This window comes from Halochromatium salexigens (assembly GCF_016653295.1).
GTDB classification, from domain to species: Bacteria; Pseudomonadota; Gammaproteobacteria; order Chromatiales; family Chromatiaceae; genus Lamprobacter; species Lamprobacter salexigens.
Window position 1 is genome coordinate 1 of sequence record NZ_NHSF01000030.1, and the last position, 23,589, is coordinate 23,589.

General features: G+C 64.4%; 17 protein-coding genes, 2 tRNA genes and 1 pseudogene. 10 read left to right on the forward strand and 10 right to left on the reverse strand.

The annotated features are described in order from the left end of the window. Nucleotides 1-125: 125 nt before the first annotated feature. The 3 genes and pseudogenes from CCR82_RS05080 to CCR82_RS05090 all read right to left on the reverse strand — a co-directional run. Nucleotides 126-464, reverse strand: a pseudogene (locus tag CCR82_RS05080) (AAA family ATPase); the annotation flags it as partial. A gap of 44 nt (nt 465-508) precedes the next feature. Next, complete coding sequence (gene uvrA, locus CCR82_RS05085; protein WP_207190926.1) at nt 509-3,370, reverse strand: excinuclease ABC subunit UvrA; 2,862 nt, start codon at nt 3,368-3,370, stop codon at nt 509-511. A 65-nt stretch (nt 3,371-3,435) separates the two neighbouring features. Further along, complete coding sequence (locus tag CCR82_RS05090) at nt 3,436-4,188, reverse strand: MBL fold metallo-hydrolase (RefSeq protein ID WP_201244326.1); 753 nt, start codon at nt 4,186-4,188, stop codon at nt 3,436-3,438. A gap of 338 nt (nt 4,189-4,526) precedes the next feature. Between CCR82_RS05090 and CCR82_RS05095 the strand changes: the two genes are divergently transcribed. After that, on the forward strand, nt 4,527-4,820 hold the full coding sequence (locus tag CCR82_RS05095) for a hypothetical protein (RefSeq protein WP_201244327.1): 294 nt from the start codon (nt 4,527-4,529) through the stop codon (nt 4,818-4,820). Nucleotides 4,821-4,870: 50 nt separating this feature from the next. Here the strand turns inward: CCR82_RS05095 and CCR82_RS05100 are convergent, their stop codons facing one another. After that, nucleotides 4,871-5,998: an NAD(P)/FAD-dependent oxidoreductase gene (locus tag CCR82_RS05100; protein ID WP_201244328.1), complete on the reverse strand. Its 1,128-nt coding sequence runs from the start codon at nt 5,996-5,998 to the stop codon at nt 4,871-4,873. Between the two features lie 221 nt (nt 5,999-6,219). Here CCR82_RS05100 and rpsF point away from each other — a divergent pair, with 221 nt between their 5' ends. The 4 genes from rpsF (at nt 6,220) to CCR82_RS05120 (ending at nt 9,280) form a co-directional block, all read left to right on the forward strand. Continuing rightward, nucleotides 6,220-6,663: a 30S ribosomal protein S6 gene (gene rpsF / locus CCR82_RS05105; RefSeq protein WP_201244329.1), complete on the forward strand. Its 444-nt coding sequence runs from the start codon at nt 6,220-6,222 to the stop codon at nt 6,661-6,663. A gap of 60 nt (nt 6,664-6,723) precedes the next feature. Further along, nucleotides 6,724-6,948 carry a 30S ribosomal protein S18 gene (gene rpsR, locus CCR82_RS05110; protein ID WP_201244330.1) on the forward strand — a complete coding sequence of 75 codons (225 nt, stop codon included), beginning with the start codon at nt 6,724-6,726 and terminating at the stop codon, nt 6,946-6,948. Between the two features lie 43 nt (nt 6,949-6,991). Next, the gene (gene rplI / locus CCR82_RS05115; protein ID WP_201244331.1) at nt 6,992-7,447 is read left to right on the forward strand and encodes a 50S ribosomal protein L9; all 456 of its coding nucleotides are present in this window, start codon (nt 6,992-6,994) and stop codon (nt 7,445-7,447) included. A 135-nt stretch (nt 7,448-7,582) separates the two neighbouring features. Beyond that, entirely contained in the window at nt 7,583-9,280 is a 1,698-nt protein-coding gene (locus CCR82_RS05120; RefSeq protein WP_201244332.1) for a DUF262 domain-containing protein, read from the forward strand. A 21-nt stretch (nt 9,281-9,301) separates the two neighbouring features. Here CCR82_RS05120 and odhB read toward each other — a convergent pair whose 3' ends face one another. The 3 genes from odhB to htpX all read right to left on the reverse strand — a co-directional run bounded on the left by odhB (nt 9,302) and on the right by htpX (nt 14,676). Then, entirely contained in the window at nt 9,302-10,648 is a 1,347-nt protein-coding gene (gene odhB / locus CCR82_RS05125; RefSeq protein ID WP_201244333.1) for a 2-oxoglutarate dehydrogenase complex dihydrolipoyllysine-residue succinyltransferase, read from the reverse strand. Nucleotides 10,649-10,731: 83 nt separating this feature from the next. Next, nucleotides 10,732-13,629: a 2-oxoglutarate dehydrogenase E1 component gene (locus CCR82_RS05130; protein WP_201244334.1), complete on the reverse strand. Its 2,898-nt coding sequence runs from the start codon at nt 13,627-13,629 to the stop codon at nt 10,732-10,734. A gap of 159 nt (nt 13,630-13,788) precedes the next feature. After that, the gene (gene htpX / locus CCR82_RS05135) at nt 13,789-14,676 is read right to left on the reverse strand and encodes a protease HtpX (RefSeq protein WP_201244335.1); all 888 of its coding nucleotides are present in this window, start codon (nt 14,674-14,676) and stop codon (nt 13,789-13,791) included. 131 nt (nt 14,677-14,807) lie between these two features. Here htpX and CCR82_RS05140 point away from each other — a divergent pair. Beyond that, nucleotides 14,808-14,883 (forward strand) — tRNA-Ala (locus CCR82_RS05140). Nucleotides 14,884-14,942: 59 nt separating this feature from the next. Continuing rightward, nucleotides 14,943-15,018: transfer RNA gene (locus CCR82_RS05145), tRNA-Glu, on the forward strand. Between the two features lie 67 nt (nt 15,019-15,085). On the opposite strand, the gene CCR82_RS05150 is transcribed toward CCR82_RS05145, so the two are convergent. The 3 genes from CCR82_RS05150 to queG all read right to left on the reverse strand — a co-directional run bounded on the left by CCR82_RS05150 (nt 15,086) and on the right by queG (nt 19,435). Continuing rightward, a complete protein-coding gene (locus tag CCR82_RS05150; RefSeq protein ID WP_201244336.1) occupies nt 15,086-16,846 on the reverse strand; it encodes a Mur ligase family protein in 1,761 nt (586 codons plus the stop codon). Nucleotides 16,847-16,982: 136 nt separating this feature from the next. Beyond that, a complete protein-coding gene (locus CCR82_RS05155; RefSeq protein WP_201244337.1) occupies nt 16,983-18,218 on the reverse strand; it encodes an endonuclease in 1,236 nt (411 codons plus the stop codon). Nucleotides 18,219-18,322: 104 nt separating this feature from the next. Beyond that, entirely contained in the window at nt 18,323-19,435 is a 1,113-nt protein-coding gene (gene queG / locus CCR82_RS05160; protein ID WP_201244338.1) for a tRNA epoxyqueuosine(34) reductase QueG, read from the reverse strand. A 271-nt stretch (nt 19,436-19,706) separates the two neighbouring features. On the opposite strand from queG, the gene btuB reads away from it, so the two are divergent. The 3 genes from btuB to CCR82_RS05175 all read left to right on the forward strand — a co-directional run bounded on the left by btuB (nt 19,707) and on the right by CCR82_RS05175 (nt 23,382). Then, nucleotides 19,707-21,530, forward strand: coding sequence for a TonB-dependent vitamin B12 receptor (gene btuB / locus CCR82_RS05165; protein WP_242513270.1), 1,824 nt, complete (start codon nt 19,707-19,709; stop codon nt 21,528-21,530). Between the two features lie 146 nt (nt 21,531-21,676). Continuing rightward, on the forward strand, nt 21,677-22,750 hold the full coding sequence (cobT, locus tag CCR82_RS05170; protein WP_242513271.1) for a nicotinate-nucleotide--dimethylbenzimidazole phosphoribosyltransferase: 1,074 nt from the start codon (nt 21,677-21,679) through the stop codon (nt 22,748-22,750). A gap of 2 nt (nt 22,751-22,752) precedes the next feature. After that, entirely contained in the window at nt 22,753-23,382 is a 630-nt protein-coding gene (locus CCR82_RS05175) for a histidine phosphatase family protein (protein WP_201244341.1), read from the forward strand. The last annotated feature ends 207 nt before the right edge of the window (nt 23,383-23,589 follow it).

The window sequence follows — 23,589 nt, forward strand, 5'->3', positions numbered from 1 at the left end:
CGTCAAACTCACCAAGAAGGCCATGCGAGAGGTCGAAGCGCGGCTACTGCGCAACCCCGATCTGCCGAAGTGGGATATCTTGATCAAGCCTGCCTGCTCGGTATAACTGTTTCTGGAAATCACCTAAGACTGTATTCGGTACGCGCACCCATCTGGCGGACACCGCTGAAGGTGAGATAGCCGGTCTGCCAGAGTAGGGCCTCGTTGCTGATGTCCTCGACATCGAAGGCGGAGAGCAGCGCCTCGGTGGCTTGCAGCCGGGCCAGGCGAGGGGTGAAGAAGCCGCGTTGGGTGAGCAGGTCGACGAGGAAGATCGGCGTACCGGTCTCGAACCACCAGGGAGGGAAGAATTTGCCTTCCTCCACCAGTCTTAACGCGAAGCCGGTCTTGTCGACGTAGTAACACTGTTCTTCGCGGATCTCGCGGAAGGTCTGGATGCCGATGGGAAGTGGTTGACGGGGCATGCAAGAGGCGTCCAAGGGCACGGTCGCGGGGCTCAACGATGGCTTCAGTCTAACCCGTGCGCCAGCAACGGCTGCAAGAACTGGCCGGTATACGACGCCTCGCAAGCAGCAATCTGCTCTGGGGTCCCGCTAGCGATGACTTGCCCGCCCTTGTCGCCGCCCTCGGGGCCAAGATCGATGATCCAGTCGGCGGTCTTGATCACATCCAGGTTGTGCTCGATCACCACCACGGTGTTGCCCGCATCGCGCAGCCAGTGCAACACCTGCAGCAGATGCTTGACATCCTCGAAATGCAGGCCAGTCGTCGGCTCGTCGAGGATGTAGAGCGTGCGGCCAGTACCGCGCTTGGACAGCTCGCGGCTGAGCTTGACACGCTGCGCCTCGCCGCCGGAGAGGGTGGTCGCGGCCTGACCCAGGCGCAGGTAGCCGAGGCCGACGTCTTCGAGCGTCTTGAGCTTGCGGCGGATCACCTGCACCGGGCCGAAGAAAGCCAGCGCGTCCTCGACAGTGAGGTTGAGGACTTCATCGATGGTCTTGCCCTTGTAGCGGATCTCGAGCGTCTCGCGATTGTAGCGCCGGCCCTGGCAGACATCGCATTGCACATAGACATCGGGCAGGAAGTGCATCTCGACCCGGATCAGTCCATCGCCCTTGCAGGCCTCGCAGCGCCCGCCCTTGACGTTGAAGCTGAACCGGCCGGGGCCATAGCCGCGTGCGCGCGCCTCGGGCACATTGGCGAACAGGTCGCGAATCAGGTTGAACAGCCCGGTGTAGGTGGCTGGATTCGAGCGCGGCGTGCGGCCGATTGCGGACTGATCGATATTGACTACCTTGTCGAATTGCTCCAGGCCCTCGACGCCGATGTGTGGCGCCGGGCGCAGGGATGCGTTGTTGAGCAGGCGTGCGGCGAGTGGGTAGAGGGTGTCGTTGATTAGCGTCGACTTGCCGGAGCCGGAGACGCCAGTGACCACGCAGAAGGTGCCGATCGGGATCTCGGCGTCGATATCACGCAGGTTGTTGCCGCTGGCACCACGGATGATCAGTGGCTGATGGGTGCGCCCCGGGCGGCGCTCGCCGGGGATCTCGATGCGCCGCACGCCGCTCAGATACTGACCGGTCAGCGAGGCCGGCTCGGCGGCGATCGCCTCGGCCGTCCCTTGCGCGACCACCTCGCCACCGTGGGCGCCCGCGCCGGGGCCGAGGTCGAGCACATGATCGGCGGCACGGATCGCATCCTCATCGTGCTCGACGACGATGACGGTGTTGCCGAGATCGCGCAGCCGGGTCAGGGTGCCGAGCAGGCGGGCGTTATCGCGCTGATGCAGGCCGATCGAGGGCTCGTCGAGGATGTACATCACGCCGACCAGCCCGGCGCCGATCTGGCTGGCGAGCCGGATGCGCTGCGCCTCGCCGCCGGAGAGGGTCTCGGCGCTGCGCGCGAGGCTCAGATACTCGAGCCCGACATTGACCAGGAACCGCAGCCGCTGGCTGATCTCCTGGACGATCTTGGCGGCGATCTCGCCACGCGTGCCGGGCAACTCGAGTGCCTCGAACCAACGCAGCTCGTCGCCGATCGGCAGCGCCGACAGGGCGGGCAGAGTGCGCTCGGCGATCTGCACCTGCCGCGCGGCCTCGTTGAGCCGCTGGCCCGAGCAGCTTGGGCAGGGGCGCATCGAGAGGGTCTTGGCCAGCTCCTCGCGCACCGTGGCCGACTCGGTTTCGCGGTAGCGGCGCTCCAAGTTGGGGATGATCCCCTCGAAGGGGCGCAGCTTGCCGCTGCCGCGCTCGTGCGGCAATTTGAGCTTCAGCTTCTGCTCGCCGCTGCCGAACAGGACGACCTGTTGGGCCTGTTCGCTCAGATCACACCAGGCCGCCTCGAGATCGAAGCCGACATGCTCGGCGACGCTGGCGAGCATCCGGAAATAATGGCCGTTGCGCCGATCCCAGCTGCGGATCGCGCCAGCGGCCAGGCTCAGCTCCGGGTGCAGCACGACCTTGGCCGGATCGAAGAACGGCTCGACGCCGAGCCCGTCGCAGGTCGGGCAGGCGCCGGCTGGATTGTTGAACGAGAACAGCCGAGGCTCAAGCTCGGCTAGGCTCCAGCCGCAGCGCGGGCAGGCATAGTTGGCGGAGAAGGTCAGCGGGGGACGCTCATTGCCATCGTCGTCTGGGTCCATCCAGGCGACTCGCAAGATGCCTTTGGACAGGGCGAGAGCGGTCTCGATCGACTCGGCCAGGCGCAGCTGCAGATCGGCGCGCACGCGGAAGCGGTCGACGACGACCTCGATGCTGTGCTTGCGCTTTGCATCCAGCGTTGGCGGGCTATCGAGCTCGCACAGCTGGCCGTCGACCCGAGCGCGCACGAAACCCTGGGCATTCAGCTCGGCGAACAAGGACTGATGATCGCCCTTGCGCTCGGCGACCACCGGGGCCAACAGCATCAGCCGCTCGCCTTCGGGCAGCGCCAGGATCTGATCGACCATCTGGCTCACCGTCTGCGCCGCGAGCGGCTCGGCATGGGTCGGGCAGTGCGGGATGCCCACGCGCGCGAATAGCAGGCGCAGATAGTCGTGGATCTCGGTAATGGTACCGACGGTCGAGCGCGGATTGTGCGAGGTGGTCTTCTGCTCGATCGAGATCGCCGGTGACAGGCCCTCGATGTGGTCGACATCGGGCTTGTCCATCATCGACAGGAACTGCCGGGCGTAGGCCGAGAGCGACTCGACATAGCGGCGCTGGCCTTCGGCGTAGAGGGTGTCGAAGGCGAGCGAGGATTTGCCCGAGCCGGACAGCCCGGTGATCACCACCAGCCGATTGCGTGGCAGGTCGACATCGATGTTCTTGAGAGTATGGGTGCGCGCACCGCGGATGCGGATCTGCTCGACCGATGGGCTGCCCGAGATCAAAGCGTTCGTCCTGAGTGATGATGGCGTCCGTGGTCTGCGTGATAGGGCGCGCGCTGCGGCTGGGTTCAGCCTTGATCACTCGCGGAGCAGGGGCCTCGGAACTGTTCAGGTACATTGGTGGGGCAGGTGCCGCAGTCCTCGTTACCGGGTACCGCGAAATCGATCTTGCGGGGATAGGGCAGACCGAGCCCGTCCATCAACCTGACGAAGTCGTCTTTCGAGCGGCCGTGATTCAACCGTGGGTTGCGCCCCTTCTCCTGGGCGATGGACGAGACGAAGCGCTGCTCGTAATCGTGACCGGGGTAGACCAGGGTCTCGTCCGGGAGCGAGAACAGCTTGTTGTGGATGCTTTGGTAGAGCGTGGCGGAATCGCCGGATTGAAAGTCGGTGCGACCGCAGGCCTCGATAAGCAGCGCATCGCCCGTGAACAGGAGATTCTGGACCGGCGTATCGATCAGATAGGCGTGATGATGGTCGGTGTGGCCGGGGGTGAACAGCGGATGCAGGTTGACCGAGCCGACGGCGAAGGCCTCGCCTTCCTGAACGCCAAGATCGGCGCAGGGCAGGTCGAGCATCCTTGGATAAGCGGTCTGGCAGTCTGAGCGTTGCTTCAGGCGCCGCGCACCGGTGAGGTGGTCGGCATGCACATGGGTTTCGAGGGTTGCCATCAGTGTCAGCCCGAGGTCCTTGAGCACCTGCAGGTCACGCTCGACGGTATCAAGCACCGGATCGATCAGGATCGCCTGGCTGGTCTGCTCGCAGCCGATTAGGTAGGTGTAGGTGGAGGAGTCCGTCTCGAAAAGCTGTTTGAATATCATGATGAAAAAAGCCTGTGTGTTATGAGTCGATCTTATCAGGATTCGTGCGCAGGCTTGAAGCTTGTTGCGGTTCACAGTTCCTGTTGCTATGTATCGATGTAAAGTCCACGTCACCGGTCTGCCTTGAGTGGGGCAGCTGGCGTGCCCTCTTTTTGTAGTCCAGACTGACGATGAACCGATTGTGCTCGCTCCTGCTTACCCTGGTTTTACCGTTGTCCTTAGCGCCTGCGCTTCCGGCTCTCGGATAAGCGGGCAAGAGTCTTTATGATGGACCGGTCGCCGCGGGTGTCGTGCGCCCGCCCGGGACCGAGGGCGCTGTGCTCCAGCGTCGACTGATTTTGGGCCTCGACTCCAGTGACGCCTTTGCTGGTCTGTATCCGCTGACTTCGCCACATGAGAACACCGAGGTTGAGGTCTTGATTGAACCCGCAGTGATCGAAGCAGAGTCAGGCAGCTGCGGTTTCGACCATCTGCTGCTTCAGGTTCGCGTTTATCGCAAGCATGATCACAGCGATGGCTTCGATAAGCGCTATCGTGGCAAGGCCTCTGGCAACCGTGACGCGCTCGACGAACTTCTTAAACCTCTCGGGCGTGATCTGAAACGCGGCTTTGGCGCCAAGTCCGTGTATTGAAGTGGCAGCGGGCGTCGAGTGGATTGCTTGGCGCTTTAAGTCGGCTATGATCAACGAAACCGGCGCAGGTACCACCACTCGAACAACCGCTTGAGCCAGTGGAAGACCAGCGTGCGGGGCAGCACCAGGTTGTACTTGGGCGTGCGCGCGACCAGCATGCCGCGATCATTGGCGTCGACGATGCAGAGAAGCTCGACCTTGAAGGTCTCGCGTGGCGTCTTGCCCGCCAGCTCGGCGACCAGATTCTTGGCCGCCGCACCGGCCTGCAGGTCGGCCATGTGCGCCTGCTTCGGCATCCAGTCGGGGCCGGGGAAGCTGCCCGAGTCGCCGACCACATAGGTGCGCTCGAAGCCGGGCACCCGACACTGGGCATCGGCCTGCACCAGCCCGCCGGGCGAGCGGGGCAGGTCGGTCTCGTCGAACCAGGCATTACCCGTCATGCCGGGCATGAAGAGGATCAGATCGGCGGGGAATTCGCCGCCCTCGGTGATGACCTTCTCGGCGGTGAACTGCTTCAGCTTGTGCCCGAGATGGGTCTCGATGCCGACCCGCTGCATCTCGCCGAGCAGCTTGTCGACCGCCTTGGGGCCGAGCCGGTTGCCGGGCCGCTCGGCCGGGGTGAAGAAGACGATGCGGAAGCGCTCGCGCCGGCCCTCCTTGCGCAGCTGCCGATCGAGCCCGAACAGGAACTCGAAGATCGGCCCGCCGCGCATCGACGCCGGCTCCTGGGGATTGCCGGCGAAGCCCATGGCGATGGTGCCGCCATCGAGCGAGCGCAGCCGGTCGCGGATCGCCTCGGCGGCGGCAATGCCCTCGCAGGGGGTGATCGCATGCTCGATGCCGGGCAGCTTCTTGATGAAACGGCCACCGCTGGCGATGATCAGGCCGTCGTTCTCGACTGAGCCGGCCTCGGTGTGCAGCACCCGACCGCCGTCGCTGAGACCGGTGGCCGAGGCGGCCAGATGCTCGGCGTCCATCTTGCCGAAGAAATGGCCGAGATCGAGCCGCAGATCCTCGCCGGTGCGCAGACCGCTCGGCACCCAGATCAGACCGGGATAGTAGACGAACTCGGGGCGCGGGCTGACGACGGTGATCTGGCCCTCGAAGCCCTGGTCGCGGAGCGTCTTGAGGGCGGTCAGCGCGCCAAATCCGGCGCCGACGATGGTCACACGTTGCATACTGTTCTCCAAAAGCTGAGGACGGGCCGATGGATGTGAGCGTCCTCGGCGGCGTTTTCCATGGGTTGACCAAGTGGTTGATGAGATCGCATACTGATCGGCTACGTCGGTAAACGGCGTTCTCCTTGCTCCATTGCGCGCCCAACTGTCCACACCCGGTATCCACGCCCGGTGTCCAGGCTCAGCGTCGCGGGGGGCTTCTGTTATCCATGAGGAGCATTATGCGTCATTACGAGATCGTCTTTCTGGTGCATCCGAGCCAGAGCGAACAAGTCCCGGCGATGCTGGATCGCTATCGCACCAACCTCGAAGCGCGCGGTGGCCAGATCCATCGCCTCGAGGATTGGGGGCGGCGCCAGTTGGCCTATCCGATCAACAAGATCCACAAGGCGCATTATGTGCTGATGAACGTGGAGTGCGATGCCGAGGCGCTGGCCGAACTCGAGAGCGCGTTCCGCTTCAACGATGCGGTGCTGCGCAACATGATCATCAAGCGCGATGCGGCGGTCACCGAGCCGTCACCGCTACTGAAGAGTGGCGATGAGCGCGAGGGCTCGGATGACGACGGCGGCGAGCGGGGAGAGCGGCGCCCACGGCGCTCGGACGACGACGGCGAGGGGCGCGGCGAAGGCCGCTCCGAGTCGCGCGATTTCGACAACGACTGAACGCGCCGTCGACACTGATCTCCGTATCCCGTTTTCGCATCCGTTTCCATCGAGGCACTCATGTCACGCTACTTCCGCCGCAAACGCTACTGCCGCTTCACCGCCGAAGGCATCACCGAGATCGACTACAAGGACATCAACCTGCTCAAGGCTTTTGTCAGTGAGTCGGGCAAGATCGTCCCCAGCCGCATTACCGGCACCTCGGCGCGCTACCAGCGCCAGCTCGCCACGGCCATCAAGCGCGCGCGCTTCATCGCCCTCCTGCCCTATACTGACGGCCATTGAGCCCGAGCACAGTCCTGATAACGCATTCGACCTGGAGATCCCCGTGGATTTGATCCTGATGAAGAAGGTACGTGGCTTGGGCGAGCTTGGAGACAAGGTCTCGGTGCGCGCCGGCTATGGCCGTAATTTCCTGATTCCATCCGGCTACGCCAAGCCGGCGACGGCAGAGAATCTCAAAGCCTTCGATGAGCGCCGCGCCGAACTCGAGCGCGAGGCCGCCGAGGCGCTCGCCGCCGCCGAGGACCGTAAGGCCAAGCTCGAAGGCGTCATCGTCACGGTGCCGCGCAAGGCCGGCGACGAGGGCCGGCTGTTCGGCTCGGTCGGCACCGCCGACATCGCCACCGCGATCACCGAGGGTGGACTCGGCATCGAGCTGCTCAAGAGCGAGGTGCGCCTTCCCGATGGGCCGTTCCGCGCCGTCGGCGATTACGACGTCGAGCTGCATCTGCACTCGGACGTCTCGGTGAGCGTGCGCATCGAGGTCATCCCGGCGACCTGACGAGGCACTGCACCGGCATCTGCTCCCCCGCCTTGACCGATCGGAATCACTGGCCCGGCTCCCGAGCCTTGCAGGTCAGGGCGGTCACAGCAAGCGGCTCTCATCCAATGCGCGTTCGCTGAGAAGACTGTGACGATGAGCCAGCTCGAAACAGGAACGACGAACTTCCTGGATTTGGTCGGTAACGGCAGGATTTGTCGCGTACCGTCCTATCAGCGCGACTATGCCTGGAGCGATGAGCAGTGGGAGGATCTCTGGAGCGATGTCGCGGATCTGCACGCCAGCGAGCAGAGGCGCCACTACATGGGCGCGCTGGTGATCGAAAGGCTCGGCGAGCGCGAATTTCGCATCATCGATGGACAGCAGCGACTGGCCACGCTGAGCCTGCTGGCGTTGGCGGTGCTGGCACAGTTGACGGCGCTCGCCGATCAGGGCGTCGAGCCCGATGCGAACCGAGAGCGGGTGATGGGTCTGCGCAATCGGTTCGTCGGTGAGGAGGATCCGGTCTCCTTGCAGGAGAGCAGCAAGCTGTTCCTCAATCAGACCGATGATCCCTTCTATCAGGATTGTCTGGTGCAAGGCCGCGCGCCGATGAATCCGCAGGGGCTGCCGAAATCGAATAAATTGCTGTGGGGCTGTTTCTGCTATTTCCGCGAACGTCTGGCGACGGTGGAAGCGTTCACGCATGACGGGGGCGCCTTGGCGGGGTTCCTGAATGAGACGATTGCGCGCCAACTGCTGTTCATCGTCATCTCCATCGATGACGCGCTCAATGCCTATACCGTGTTCGAGACGCTCAACGCGCGTGGTTTGGAGCTATCCTCGACCGATCTGCTGAAGAACTATCTGTTTTCCCTCGTTCAACTGCCTTCGGATCGGGAGACCTTGCAGCGGCGCTGGCAACACTTGGTCGCGACGGTGCGCCAGGAGCGCTTCCCCGAATTCCTGCGCTATCACCTGCTGTGTCAACACCGCCAAGTGCATCGGCAACGGTTGTTCAAGATGGTGCGCGACACGGTGCGCGAGCCTCCCCAGGTGTTCACCCTGATGCAGGCCTGGCAGCAGCGCGCGGAATTGTTCAGTGCCTTGTCGGACCCGTATCACGAATTCTGGATCGAGCGCGCCGACTGTCAGCCCTTGATCAAGGAATGGGTGCTCTTTGATGTCTATCAGATGACGCCCTTGCTGTTTGCCGCTTGGGAGCGGTTCAGTGCGGCGGATTTTGCCCGCGTCCTCAAATTGAGCACGGTGATCACCTTTCGCTACAGCGTCGTCAGCCAGATGAACACGAACGCCTTGGAGCTGATCGTTCATGACGCGGCCAAAGGCATCCTGGACGGTCGCCTGCAAAGCCCTGCTGCGGTGTTCGCTTGCCTGCAATCGCTCTATGTGTCCGATGAGTACTTTCAGCAGAATTTTGCGCTGCTGGAGATCGATACCTCGCACCAACGTAAGAAGCTGGCGAAATATATCCTGGCCAGGCTGGAAGCCGATGGCACCGGCAAGCCCTGCGATGCCGACACCGACCCGGCAACGATCGAGCATATCCTGCCGGAAAACCCCAGCGATCAATGGGCGGCGTTGTTCCCACCCGAGCGCTGGGCGAGCGCGATCTATCGGCTGGGTAATCTGACGTTGCTCGAGACGGACATCAACCGTCGCATTGCGAACCTGAACTACGACGAAAAAAAGCCCACCTATACCACCAGCGCCTACGGCTTGACCCGCGCGATCGCGCGCATCGCACCGGAATGGACCCCGGCTTTCCTGCAGAAACGCCAGATGTTCATGGCACAACGCGCCGTGCATCTGTGGCGGGAAGGGGAAGCATAGGACCGTCCCCAGGGTCTAGACCTAGATCCGCAACAGCAAGCGGGCGGGGTCTTCCAGCGTGTCCTTGATACTGTGCAAGAATTGCACCGCTTCGCGTCCATCGACGATGCGGTGATCATAGGATAGCGCCAGATACATCATCGATCGGATCACCACCTCGCCATCGACCGCGATCGGGCGCTCCTGCACCTTGTGCATGCCGAGGATCGCGCATTGCGGCACGTTCAGGATCGGCGTCGAGAGCAGCGAGCCGAAGATGCCGCCATTGGTGATCGAGAAGGTACCGCCGGTCAGCTCCTCGAAGCTCAGCGAGCCGTCCTTGGCCTTCGTGGCGAAGTCGACGATGCCGCGCTCCACGTCCGCCATGCTCAGCTGATCGCAGTTGCGCAGGATCGGCACCACCAAGCCACGCTCCGAGCTGACCGCGATGCCGATGTCGTAATAGCCGTGGTAGATGATGTCGTCGCCATCGACCGAGGCATTGATGATCGGGAAGCGCTGCAAGGCCTCGACCGCCGCCTTGACGAAGAACGACATCAGGCCCAGGCGCACGCCATGCGTCTGCTCGAAGCGTTCCTTGTACTGCGCGCGCAGTGCCAGCACCGAGCCCATGTCGACCTCATTGAAGGTGGTCAGCATCGCCGCCGTGCGCTGGGCGTCCACCAGGCGTTCGGCGATGCGCGCGCGCAGTCGGGTCATGGGCACCCGCTGCTCGGGTCGGCCCGCCTCGCCGGTGAGGCGCGGCAACGGCGGGCTGCCGGAACCGGGCGCGTCGTCTTCGATCGCCGGCGCTTGTGCCTGTTTGGCCAAGGCCGCCGCCTCGGGATCGATCGCCGGCTCTTCGGCCTCCTGTTCATCGAGCCAGGCGAGCACATCCGCCTTGGTGATGCGCCCGGCCTTGCCGGTGCCGGGGATGCGGCTGGCATCGAGGTTCATCTCCTTGACCAGTCGCCGCGCGGCTGGCGCGAGCACGGCGCTCTCTGGCGCGGCGTCCTGTGTGGCTGCTGGGGCGGCCTTGGAAGCGGCTCGGGGCTCGGCTCTGGCCTCGGAGGCAGCGCCGGACTTGGCCCCGGATTTAGCCTTGGACTCAGCCTGGGGCGCCGCTTCAGAGGACGTCTCCGGCGCCGATGACGCCGCTTCGATGCGCGCAAGCAGGCTGTCGGCCGTGACCACGTCGCCCTCGGCGGCATTCACCTCGGCCAGCACGCCAGCGGCGGGCGCTGGCACCTCCAGCACCACCTTGTCGGTCTCCAGGTCGACGAGATTCTCGTCCTGGCGCACGCGCTCACCAGGCTGGACATGCCAGGTCAGGACCGTGGCATCGGCAACGGATTCGGGGAGGGCGGGAACGCGAACTTCAGTGGACATGAGGCAGACAGGCGTCGGATAAGAAGGGATTCAGGGAGCCAAGGCCCCGAGACGGCACATCAGTGTTGCACACCAGTGGCATCTCAGGGCTGTTCATCGTCGTCGGTGCTCAGCCCATCGTCGAGTGGCACCGGGATGCGACGATTCATGTTGGGATTGATGCGCCCGGTCAAGGCCTCGTCGATCAACTGTTCTTGTTGTTCGACATGGACCGAGCGATGCCCCACCGCTGGCGTCGCCGCCGCCGCGCGGCCGACGTAGAACGCTTGCTTGCCACTCAGGATCAACCCGTGGAAGCGATGCTTGATCTGATCCCAGGCGCCCTGGTTCTGCGGCTCCTCTTGGCACCAGATGATCTCGTTGGTGTCTGGATAATCGGCGAGCACGGCGGCGAAGGCCTCCTTGGGGAACGGATACAGCTGTTCGATGCGGATGATGGCCACATCGTCCAGCCCGCGCGCGCGGCGCGCCTCGAGCAGATCATAATAGACCTTGCCGGAGCAGAAGATCAGCCGTTCGATCGCGCCCGGCTCGAGGCTGTCGACTTCCGGGATCAGCGGCAGGAAGGCCCCATGCGCCAGCTCGTCCAGCGACGAGACCGCGAGGCGATGGCGCAGCAGGCTCTTCGGTGTCATCACCACCAGCGGGCGCCGATAGTCGCGCAACAGTTGTCGGCGCAGCAGATGGAACATCTGCGCCGGCGTGGTCGGCACGCAGACCTGGATATTGTGCTCGGCGCAGAGCTGCAGGAAGCGCTCCAAGCGGGCCGAGGAATGCTCGGCGCCCTGGCCCTCGTGCCCATGCGGCAACAGCATCACCAGCCCGCAGTCGAGGCCCCATTTGCTGCCGGCCGAACTGATGAACTGGTCGATCACGACCTGGGCACCGTTGACGAAATCGCCGAACTGCGCTTCCCAGAGCGTGAGCGCATTGGGCTCGGCGCTCGCGAAGCCGTACTCGAAGCCAAGCACGGCTTCCTCCGAGAGGATCGAGTCGATGGCGATGAACGGCGCCTGATGCTCGGCGATGGACTGCAGCGGGGTATAGTCGTTGCCAGTGCGCTGACAATGGACCTTGGCGTGACGGTGGACGAAGGTGCCACGGCTCGTATCCTGGCCCGAGAGCCGCACCGGATAGCCGGCGTCGAGCAGCGTGGCATAGGCCAGCGTCTCGGCGAAGCCCCAGTTCGCGAGCTGATCGCCTTGGGCCATCTTGCGCCGCTCCGACCAGATCTTGGCCACCCGCGTATGCAGCTCGAAGCCCTCGGGCAAGCGCAGTTGCGCCTCGGCCAGCTCGCGCAGCCGCTCGCGGGCCACGCCGGTCTCGGCCGGTAGCCGCCAATCGTGGCCGAAGCGCGATTTCCAATCGACCCGATAGCTGTTCTCCAGCCCGCAGAGCACCGGGCGCGCCACCACGATGCCATGCTCGATGTTGGAGCGGTAGTCATCGCTCAAGGCGAGCGTCTCATCGCGGCTCAGCTCGCCACGGTCGATCAGGCGATCGGCATAGAGGGCGCGGGCGGTCGGGTGCTGGCGGATGCGCTTGTACATCATCGGCTGGGTCACCGCCGGTTCATCGGCCTCATTGTGGCCCAGGCGGCGGTAGCAGATCAGGTCGATGACCACGTCCTTCTTGAACTGGTTGCGATAATCGAGCGCCAGGCGGGTGACGAAGATCACCGCCTCCGGATCGTCGCCGTTCACATGGAACACCGGCGCCTGCACCATCTTGGCGACATCGGTGCAATAGAAGGTCGAGCGCGTGTCGAGCGGGTTGCTGGTGGTGAAGCCGATCTGATTGTTGATCACGATATGCACGGTGCCGCCGGTGCCGTAGCTGCGCGTCTGCGAGAGCTGCAGGGTCTCGGTGACCACGCCCTGGCCGGCGAAGGCGGCATCGCCGTGGATCAGCACCGGCATCACCTGATCGCCGTTGTCATCGCCGCGCCGGCGCTGGCGCGCGCGCACCGAGCCTTCGATGACCGGATCGATGATCTCCAGGTGCGAGGGATTGAAGCCGAGCGCGACATGGGTGATGCCGCCCGGGGTGTCGATATCGGTGGCGAAGCCGAGATGGTACTTGACATCGCCGGCGCGCTGGCGCGGGTTCAGGTGCACCTTGCCCTCGAACTCGGCGAAAATCTCCTGCGGCGGCTTGCCGAGGGTGTTGACCAACACATTGAGCCGGCCGCGATGCGCCATGCCGATGACGATCTCGCGCACGCCCTTGCGACCGGCGCGTTGGATCAACTCATCGAGCAGCGGGATCAGCGCCTCGCCGCCTTCGAGCGAGAAGCGCTTTTGGCCGACATAGCGGGTATGGAGGTATTTCTCGAGCCCCTCGGCGGCGCTCAGCAGGGTCAGCAGCCAGCGCCGGTCGGCGGCCTTCAGCTCGGGGCGCGCCTGATAGCCCTCGATGCGTTTCTGCACCCAGCGTTTCTCGCTGGTCGAGGTCATGTGCATGTATTCGGAGCCGACCGGCCCGCAGTAGATGCGCTGCAGCAGGTCGATGATGCCGCGCAGTGGCATCCGGTCCGGCGCATAGAGCGAGCCGGTGTGGAAGACCTGATCCAGGTCGGCGTCTTCCAGTCCATGATAGCTCGGCTGCAGGTCGTCCACCTGGGGCGCCTGGCGCAGCTTCAGTGGGTCCAGGCTGGCGATCTGATGGCCGCGATAGCGATAACTATTGATCAGCCGCACCACCGCCGTCTGCTTCTCGGCCGCCGCCGGCTCGAGCCGGGTCAGCGAGCGGCGTTGGGCGCGATTGCGACTCTCGTGGGCGAGGCGTTGGAAGTTCTCGCGCACCGGCCCATGCGGCACCTCATTGGCCGCCTCCCGATGCATGGTCTCGAAGCGCTCGCGCCAGGCCAGATCGATGCTGTCCGGGTCCTTGAGGAAACGCTCGTAGAGATCCTCGATGAAGGCGGCATTGCCTCCGTAATAGGCGGATGAGTTGCGGAAAAGCTCGAGAAGCGCGCTCATGATGGTATCGGAAGGGGGCTCGGATGCCTCGTCGCTGGCTTGACCCCCGAGTGTAGCGCACCGCCCTAGCATCACGTGTGCTCGAGTTTTCAATATCAAGTATGGCTTATGGGGGCGCTGCTGGCGGGTCGCCCCCAGCCATGATGTCATGCCGCATGCTCAGCGGGCGGCTTCCAGTGCGGCGATGCGTTGCGCCAACGGCGGATGGCTCGCGAACAGTGCCATGAAGCCCTGTGCGATCTCGCCGGAGATACCGAAGGCGGCGAACTCGCCGGCGGGCAGGTCTTGCGGTTCATGCACGCGCTGCAAGGCGCGCAGGGCCGCGATCATCTTCTCGCGCCCGGCCAGGCCGGCGCCGCCGGCATCGGCGCGGTACTCGCGCAAGCGCGAGAACCACATCACGATCATCGATGCGAGGACCGAGAGCAGGATTTCGGCGAGGATGCTGACGACGAAGTAACCGATCCCGTGCCCTTGCTCGGTCTTGAACACCACGCGGTCGATCGTGTGGCCGATGACCCGCGCCAGGAACACCACAAAGGTGTTGACCACGCCCTGGATCAACGCCAGTGTGACCATGTCGCCATTGGCGACATGACTGATCTCGTGGCCGACCACGGCCTCCACCTCGTCCTGGCTCATGTGCTGCAGCAGGCCGGTGCTGACTGCGACCAGCGCGTCGTTCTTGTTCCAGCCGGTGGCGAAGGCATTCGGGTCCGGCTGCTCGAAGATGCCGACCTCGGGCATCTGGATGCCGGCCTGCTCGGACTGGCGGCGCACCAGATCGACTAGCCAATGCTCGAAGGGCGTCGAGGGTTGTTCGATGATGTGCACGCCCATCGAGCGCTTGGCCATCCACTTCGAGATGAACAGCGAGATCAGCGAACCCGAGAAGCCGATCACCGCCGCGAGCACGAGCAGGGCGCCCAGGTTCAGATCGACATTGTTCGCGGCCAGCAGGCCGTTGAGGCCGAGCAGGTTAAAGACAATGCTGATGACGACGAGCACCGCGACATTGGTGCCCAAGAACAGCAGGATACGCATCATGGTGTGTGAGCCTCATCACAACAATGTAAACACCAGCTTAAACATGTATCTGTCATGGGGTCTTGGCAAGATGTTGCAACAAGGGGTAGACAAGCGGGTCCGAACTGGCTATGATTTGCGGCTCACTATTTGGGGCCATAGCTCAGCTGGGAGAGCGCAACACTGGCAGTGTTGAGGTCGGCGGTTCGATCCCGCCTGGCTCCACCAAACATGAGAGGTCCGGCGCCTCCGCAGCCTGGAGCGCCGGATTTTCACATCAAGCCTCTGTCCCCATCGTCTAGAGGCCTAGGACACCGCCCTTTCACGGCGGCAACCGGGGTTCGAATCCCCGTGGGGACGCCAAATAAAACAACGGATTAACCGAATACTCGGTTAATCCGTTTTTCTTTGGATGAGCGCTTCGCCAATGTCACCCGAGCCACCCGAGCCGTCGCAGGTTCTGTAGCACCTGCTCGCGGTCGCTGTAGGGGCGCTTGAAGCCATTCTGGTCGATATAAGGCTCGTGACCCTTGCCTGCGATCACCGCGACCCAGGGCTCATGGCTGGGTCGCTCGGCGAGCCGGTCAAACAACGCGGTGATGGCCTTGACCCGATCTAGGATCACCGTCGGCGCGGTGCTGCAGGCGTGCATCCCGGCGAGGACGTCGTCGGCGATCGCCTGCGGTTCCTCGAAGCGTGGGTTGTCAGAGGTCAAGATCACCTGATCCGAACCGCGACAGACCGTGGCCCCCATCAGCGGGCGTTTGGCGCGGTCGCGATCGCCGCCGCAGCCGAACAGGGTCAGTACCCCGGCGCCGGGGAAGGCCGCGCGGATGGCGCCGAGGATGTTCTCGAGCGCATCTGGGGTGTGGGCGAAGTCGATGACGAGGGTGCGTTGCTGGTAGACATAGCAGTCGAAACGCCCGGGCACCGGCTGCAGCGCTCGCCAGGTTGCGGGCGGTTCGGCACCGAGCAGCCGCGTCGCCAGTGCGCAGGCCAGTGCATAGTTGGCGCGGTTGTAGCTCAGTGCGAGAAAGGGGCTCGCTCGCAGGGCCTCGGCGCTGAGTTCCGGGGCTTGACTCGGCGTGCTATTGGTCGCCTTCGTAAAGTCGACAGCCGAGGTTGGCTCGTTATTGGTCCGATCCCCGGACGAGACCGGGTCAATGTTGGCAGTCAATGATGCCGACTTGGCGCCGTCTGAAGGTGCACCGATGGTCGACTCAGCGGGCAATGACGGTGGCGCGATCCGCATGACAGGCACCTCGGGTCCGCGCTCGGTTCGCAGCCGGTGCTCGACCTCGGCGCTGGTCGTGAGCAGTGGCACCCCCTCAGCGAGCTGCTCAAGGATCATTGCCTTGGCCGCGAAATAGCGGGCCTCATCGCCATGGTAGTCGAGATGATCCTGGCTGAAATTGGTCCAGGCCGCCGCCGCGAAGCGCAACCCATGCACGCGGCCCTGATGCAACGCGTGACTGGAGACCTCCATCACCAAGGTGTCGGCCTGAGCGCGACAGTCGTTGAGGATGCGCCGCAGTTCGATGTAGGGCGGTGAGGTGAAGCCAGTCTCGGCCAGCGACTGGCCATTCAGTGTGAGCCCCAGGGTGCCGATGCCGAGCACCCGGCATCCGGCCGCGAGCAGGATCGACTCCAAGTATTTAACGGTGGTGGTCTTGCCATTGGTGCCGGTGACCCCGGCGATCCGCCAATGCGCCGGCCTCACCGGGTAGAAATGGTCGCAGAGCCTTTCCAGGGTCTCGCTCCAAGCACCCGGGGCGGTGACGAAGACCGGACGCCCGATGAGCTGTTCAGTCTGCAATGCCCCTGTCTGCCTCGATCCCGTCCGCCCTGATCCCACCTGCAATAGCCTATCCGGCCGTGGCGCATCTGGCCCGGACGCACCGGCCCATCGCGCATCCTGATCCTGAGTGGCATCCAGCGGGCGATTGATCACCAAGGCACTGAACTCGCTGTGCAGCAGATACCGCTCGATGATCTCGGTATCGCTTCGGCCGTCATCAAAACGCTGGAAGCAGAGGAGCGAACTCCGCGAGCAGCGGTCAGCGCGCCATTGGATATTGGTCAGGCCACTGGTGTCGAGCGCGTCGAGGTCCGGTTTCTGCGCGAAGCTGCAAGCATTGAGCACCTCGCGGAGCGGGCATACTGGGAGGCGTGACTGAGAATCCGGTGACATTCAGATAACCGAACAAGGCAGTGATGCGGATAGATCTTGCTAGGATAACTTGCCCAACCCGCAAATCGAGGCAAGGGGCGCCATCCTCTTGCGCGTCGCCAGCGTTTCGACGAACAGAATAGTCGGCGTCCAACAGCTATTGAGAGGCAGCCTGAACACCTGGGTTTTCCGCCCCGTGTGAGACCACATAACCATTCTCCATTCCCTGCAGCCGGGCGATCCGTTCCTGTCGGCGACGCTCCCACTCATCCGGCGGATCGAGGTCGTTCCAAACCTTGAACAGACGCTCGTCCTGGCGTGACAGCCGGAACCCATAGGTATCGCGCATGTAGAGCATGATGCGCGCGATGTCGCCGCGCAGCGCGTCGGGTGGCTGCACGCGGCGGCGCTTGGCATCGATGCGGATGTCACAGTTGCCATAGTGCTCGCCGACGGGCGCCAGCCCCCAGCGGTAGTCGCGCCGGTCGCCGTTGATCATGCCGACGGCGGGGATCAGATTCTGCAAGTCGTTGTGCGCGGCGACGAAGGTTTCATCGACCCGCAGGCAACAGGCGCGTCCGGAGAGCAGGTCGCCGTCGGTCTTGCGGCAGGCGCGATAGGCCTCCGGTTGGCGCCAGCAGCGGCGGAAGTTGCCGAACTGAGCGGCCGGGAAGACATGCTCGGCTTCGACTCTTCGCGCGCGTTCATTGTCGGTGTAGCGTTGGAGCCCGCAACTCCCTAGATTCACCTTGCGGCGCCCGTTGTAACTGCAGCCGCAGTAGGCCGTTTCGCGATGGTCACGATAGATGCGCTTGTAGAGCAGATCCTTGGCGTTGGCGAAGCTGCCAGCCACGCGCGGAAGATCGCCACCGCCTGCCGGCAGAGATGGCCGTGGCCACCAATCACCGAGCAGGTCACGCAGCAGCTCCTCGAGCAGATCGCCGGGGTCCGGCAGCCAGTGACCGAGATCGGAGAGCAGGGCTTTCGGATCGACCCAAGCATTGCTGTCGAACAGCCCCGAGAGCGCCTCGCCGCCCTGTGCCAACCCCTCGGTGCTGGCGGCGCTGACCCAATCGGCGCCGTCGCGGATCAGGTCATTGCCTACCTCGCCGAGTAATACACGGATATCGCGCGTGATCTCCATTGCCTGCCGCGCGGAGTCGGGCCAGGTTTCGGTGACCGAGGTCGGCACATAGGACACCGTCGAGATCAGCGCGATCCCAATCGCCACGTTGCGCAGCATCGCCAGCGAGCGCCGCAGCTTCTGTCCCAGGCTGCTAGCGCGCGTGGGTGGTCGGGTGCGCGTGTTCTTCGCGGCGGTGGACCTCGGCTTCTTGGTTGATGAGCGGCGAGTGCTTGGACGCGGTGACGAGGAGGTGGAACGGCGGGCCATGGGGATTACTGCGCTGGATTCGACGCGAGAGCCTAACAGACCCGGGCCACTTTCGGGGCATCCGCGTTAGGCGTGGGCCCATTTTCGACGCCGCGTGGCCCGCCTTAGGGCTCGGCCAACTTGTTATTGGTTCGAGTCTGGGATCGCGTGCGAGCCAGTGCCCAGACGACGTGCTCGCGCACCAGCGCGCTTGGATGGCCGAGGCGTTGCCGCAAGGTTTCGCGGACGGCCTCTGAGCGGTGCGCATTGCCCAAGGCGACGGCGATGTTGCGCAGCCAGCGTTCATGGCCAAGACGGCGGATCGCGCTGCCCTCGGTGCGTGCCAGGAAGGCTGGCTCATCCCAGCGGAACAGCTCGATGAGGGTGGCGGTATCAAGACCGTCGCGGGCCAAGAAGTCGGTCTCGCCGGTCTTTCGTGCAAAGCGATTCCAGGGGCAGCAGAGCTGGCAATCGTCGCAGCCGTAGATGTGATTACCCATCTGCGGGCGCAGTGGCTCTGGGATCGATCCGAAATGCTCGATGGTCAGATAAGAGATGCAGCGCCGCGCGTCGAGCTGGAACGGCGCGATGATGGCATTGGTTGGACAGATCTCGATGCAGGCCTGGCAACGGCCGCAATGCTCGCGGGCGGGGCTGTCTGGAGGCAGCGGCAGATCGCAGTAGATCTCGCCGAGGAAAAACCAGGAGCCAGCCTCGCGGTTGATCAGATTGGTGTGCTTGCCGATCCAACCGAGCCCAGCCTTCTCCGCCAAGGGTTTTTCCATCACCGGCGCCGAGTCGACGAACACACGCCAGCCGTAGGCGCCGATGCGGTCTTCGAGCCGTTGCGCCAGACGTTTCAGACGGGCGCGCAGCACCTTGTGATAATCACGCCCGAGCGCATAGCGCGAGACGAAAGCGCGCGCTGGATCGGCAAGGGCCTGGTCCATGGCCTGCTGATGCTCGGGCAGGTAGTCCATGCGCGCCGAGATCACCGACAGGGTGCCGGGCACCAAGTGCGCCGGGCGCGTGCGTTTGAGGCCATGCCGAGCCAGGTAGCCCATATCGCCGTGCATGGCGCTGGCCAGCCACTGCTGGAGTCGCCCCTCGGCCTGGGACAGATCGCAGTCGGCAATGCCAACCTGCTGAAAACCCAGCGCCTGCCCCCAGTCCTTGAGGTCACGCGTCAGGGCCTCGAGTTCGGTTGGCGAGAGGGGTTGGCGCGTATCAGCGGACATGGCTTGGCGATGCTCGAACGGAGACCATTGATCGTTCTCGGACCAGCCAGCATAGGCGCTGAGTATCGGGGCTGACTAGGCCGGGGGCTCGGAGGTGCGCGGACCTATGGCGATCATCCTACTGATCACCGTCAAGCCTGCCTAGGACTGCTCTGCGTATACTGACCGGCTTTTTGCTACCCGGGCCTGGGTCGCGCTGCCTGTGGGACGTTGGATGAAGCCGCTTATTTCGATGCCAGGGCTCGTGCTGAAATTGGCGCTTCTATGGGCGATGACCACTGCTGCAACCATGGCTCAGGTCGAGGATGTCGACGAACTTGCCCCGGTCGTCGTCACCGCGACACGCACCGCACAGACAGCGGACGAGACGTTGGCCTCGGTCTCGGTTGTCGAGCGTGCCGAGATCGACCGCCGCCAGTCGCGCACCATGAGCGATGCGCTGCGAGGGCTGCCCGGCGTCGAGATCACGACCAATGGTGGTCTTGGGCATAACACCTCGCTCTATCTGCGTGGCACCCGCCCCGATCACACCCTGTTGATGATCGACGGTGTGCGCATGGGGTCGGCCAGCAGCGGCTTTCTGCCCTGGGCATCGATCCCGCTCGGGCAGGTCGAGCGCGTCGAGGTGGTGCGTGGCCCTCACTCGAGCCTTTATGGCTCCGAAGCCATCGGTGGCGTGGTCCAGATCTTCACCCGCCGTAGCGAGGCCGGAGCGCTAACCCCGAGACTGATGATCGGCGCCGGTACCTACAACACCGTGAACACCCAATTCGGCCTCTCTGCCGGCGCCGAGACCGCCCATGGCACCGGCTGGTTCGAGGTTGGGCTTGGTTTCGAGCAGACCCAAGGCTTCAATGCCTGCTCTGGCGCTCCGCGCCGCGCTGGAGGCGGCGGCTGTGGCGTCTACGAGTTCGATGACGATGGTTATAGCAATGGCAACGGCTCGCTGCGTGCTGGCTGGACTTTCTCGGATCGGCTCGAACTCGACATCAACTTATTGCGCTCGGTCGGTCATCTCGACTACGACGGTAGTCCGTTCTACGGCAACGAGCAGCGACAGCTGCTGCAGGTGGCCGGCGCGCGTATCATCGCCCAGCCATTCGATGCCTGGACCCTGACTCTGCGTGCTGGGCGCAGCTGGGATGACAGCGAGGTGTTCGCCGATGGGACCTTTATCAACCGGCTCGATACCCGCCGCGATCAGCTCAGCTGGCAGAACGACATCGCCTTCGCGAGGGCACAGTTGGCGACCATCGGCATCGACTACCTGCGCGATGAACTCAGCACCCCGACCGCCTATGCCGAGACCGCGCGCGAGACCAAGGGCGTCTTCGGGCAGTATCTTGGCAGCCTATTCGGCCAGGATCTGCAGCTCAGCCTGCGCCACGACGACAACGATCAGTACGGCGGCAAGACCACCGGCAACGCGCTCTGGGGCTATACGCTCGGCAACGGGCTGCGCGTCACCGCCGGTTATGGCACCGCCTTCAAGGCGCCCACCTTCAATGATCTCTACTATCCCGGTTACGGTAATCACGATCTGGAGCCGGAGAACGCTCGCAGCCTAGAGCTTGGCCTCTCTGGCCGCCATGGCCAGGGTGTCTGGGCGATCAACGCCTATCAGAACGAGGTCGACAACCTGATTGCCTTTGATCCCGCCACTTATGCGCCGATGAACATCGATCGGGCGCGCATCCGAGGCGTAGAGCTTTGGAGCACGGCCGAGTTGGCTGGTTGGCTGCTGGATGCCAACCTGACCTTGCTCGACCCGCGCAACGAGAGCCCAGGGCCAAACGAGGGCCACCTGTTGCCACGGCGCGCCCAGCAGACTTTCAGACTCGATGCCGACCGGCGGTTTGGCCCCATTGGCGTCGGTGGAACTCTGTTTGCAGCGGGTCGGCGTTTCGACAACGATGCCAACACGGTGCGGCTCGATGGTTACGCCCTGTTCGATCTGCGTGCCGATTTCGCCTTTACAGAGGCATTGCGGATCGAGGGCCGGATCGAGAACCTGTTCGATGAAAGCTACGAGACCGCGGCGTTGTTCAATCAACCGGGCCGCAGCCTCTTTGTTGCGCTGCGCTATGAACCCTGAATCCGCGTCGATCAACGGGGCCATGCCGCGTCATCGAATTCGACCCTGTGGCGGCTTACGACAGCGAACCCCTGGGTGACCACACCACACTCACAATGTGCTGGCGCCCATTCAGAGAACTGAGCACAACCCTGGAGGAATCACCTTTGGACCCTCGTTTCGATTGGCTTCATGCCTCCGCCGCCGCCGTGGATCTGGAGGCGCGCGAAGCCGCCATCAGCCGTCAGGGCGAACTGACCAAACCGCCCGGCTCGCTGGGCCGGCTGGAAGACATCGCGATTCAGCTCGCCGCCTTGCAGGGGCGCGCGCAGCCGGCGCTGGAGCAGGTGCGAATCGTCATCTTCGCGGCGGATCACGGCATCGCGAGTGCCGGTGTCTCGGCCTTTCCGCAGGCGGTCACCGCGCAGATGATCGCCAACATGGCCGCCGGGGGTGCTGCCATCAGTGTACTGGCGCGCCAGATCGGTGCCAGCATCGAGCTGATCGATCTGGGCACCGTGGCGCCGGTGCCGGCGCACCCGCTGATTCGCCAGGCGGTGATCGCTGCCAGCACCGCCAACCTGGCCGAGGCACCGGCGATGTCCGCCGAGCAGCTCGCGCAGGCGCTCGCCGAGGGCGCCGCAGCGCTCGAGCGCGCGCGCGCGGCCGGTGCCGAGCTGTTCATCGCCGGGGAGATGGGGATCGGCAATACCACCGCCGCGACGGCGCTGACCTGTGCCTTGCTGGGGCTGCCGGCCTCGTCGCTGGTCGGCCCCGGCACCGGCCTCGATCGCGGTGGCCTCGCGCGCAAGCAAGCGCTGATCGAGCAGGCGTTGGCGCTGCATCGCGATTCGCTTGCCGATCCGACCGAGGCGCCGATCCAGGCATTGGCGCATCTTGGCGGCTTCGAGATCGCCGCGATGGCCGGCGCCTATGTCGCCTGCGCCCAGCAGCGAGTGCCGATGCTGATCGATGGCTTCATCAGCTCGGCGGCGGCGCTGGTCGCCAGTCGGATCTGCCCGGGGGCGGCGGATTGGATGCTGCTCGCGCATGCCTCGGCCGAGCCCGGCCATCAGGCGATGGTGCAAGCGCTCGGGCTGCGCCCGCTGCTCGATCTCGGGATGCGGTTGGGCGAGGGCAGTGGCGCGGCGGCGGCGGTGCCGCTGCTGCGTCTCGCCTGCGACCTGCATGCGCAGATGGCGACCTTTGCCGAGGCCGGCGTGGCGCCCAAGGGCGATTGACCGTGCCACATCGCCTGGTCGATCTGATCCGTCATGGAGAGGTCGAGGGGGGAGCCTGTTTCCGCGGCCGACGCGATGATCCGCTGAGCGCCACCGGCTGGGCGCAGCTTGAGGCGGCAACCGGCGCAGTAACCGACGCGGCAATCGGCGCCGCGCCCTGGGATCGCCTGCTCTGCTCCCCGGCCGCGCGCTGTGCGCGCTTTGCCGAGCGGCTTGGTGCAGGCCTCGGGCGGCCGGTCGAGCCGATGGAGGCCTTGCGCGAGCGCGATTTCGGGGCCTGGGAAGGGCGGCGCGCCGATCAGCTTCCGCTCGAGGATCTGGCCCGCTTCTGGGCCGATCCCAGCGCCTATGATCCACCGGACTCGGAGCCGTTCGCGGCCTTTCGCGAGCGCGTTCTCGCGGGCTGGCGCTACATCCTGGAGGGATCTGGCGAGCACCTGTTGCTGATCACGCACGGCGGTGTCATCCGCGTCATCCTCGGCGAGTTGCTTGGCATCCCCCATGCGCGGCTGATCCTGCTCGAGGTGCCACCCGCCTGCCGCTCGCGCCTTCGGGTGCCAGTCGGCGACGGGTTGCCGAGCCTGGTCGCGCACGGATGCGGCCGCCTCGAGGCACCACAGTGCGCCGGCTGATGGGCCAGGGCAATCGCATCAACATATTAGCGGATACTGTTAGACAAGGCATTCCACTTCCCCGATGATCCCGGCCTTTGTTTTGATTGCGCCAGGCAAAGCCTGGAAGAGGAGGAAGAACGCCAAATGAGTTGAGCAATCGGAAACCTCTTGTCGTGACCCGCCGGGTGAGAGTCCCGAACCGGCAAGGACTGGCCATCCACCGGA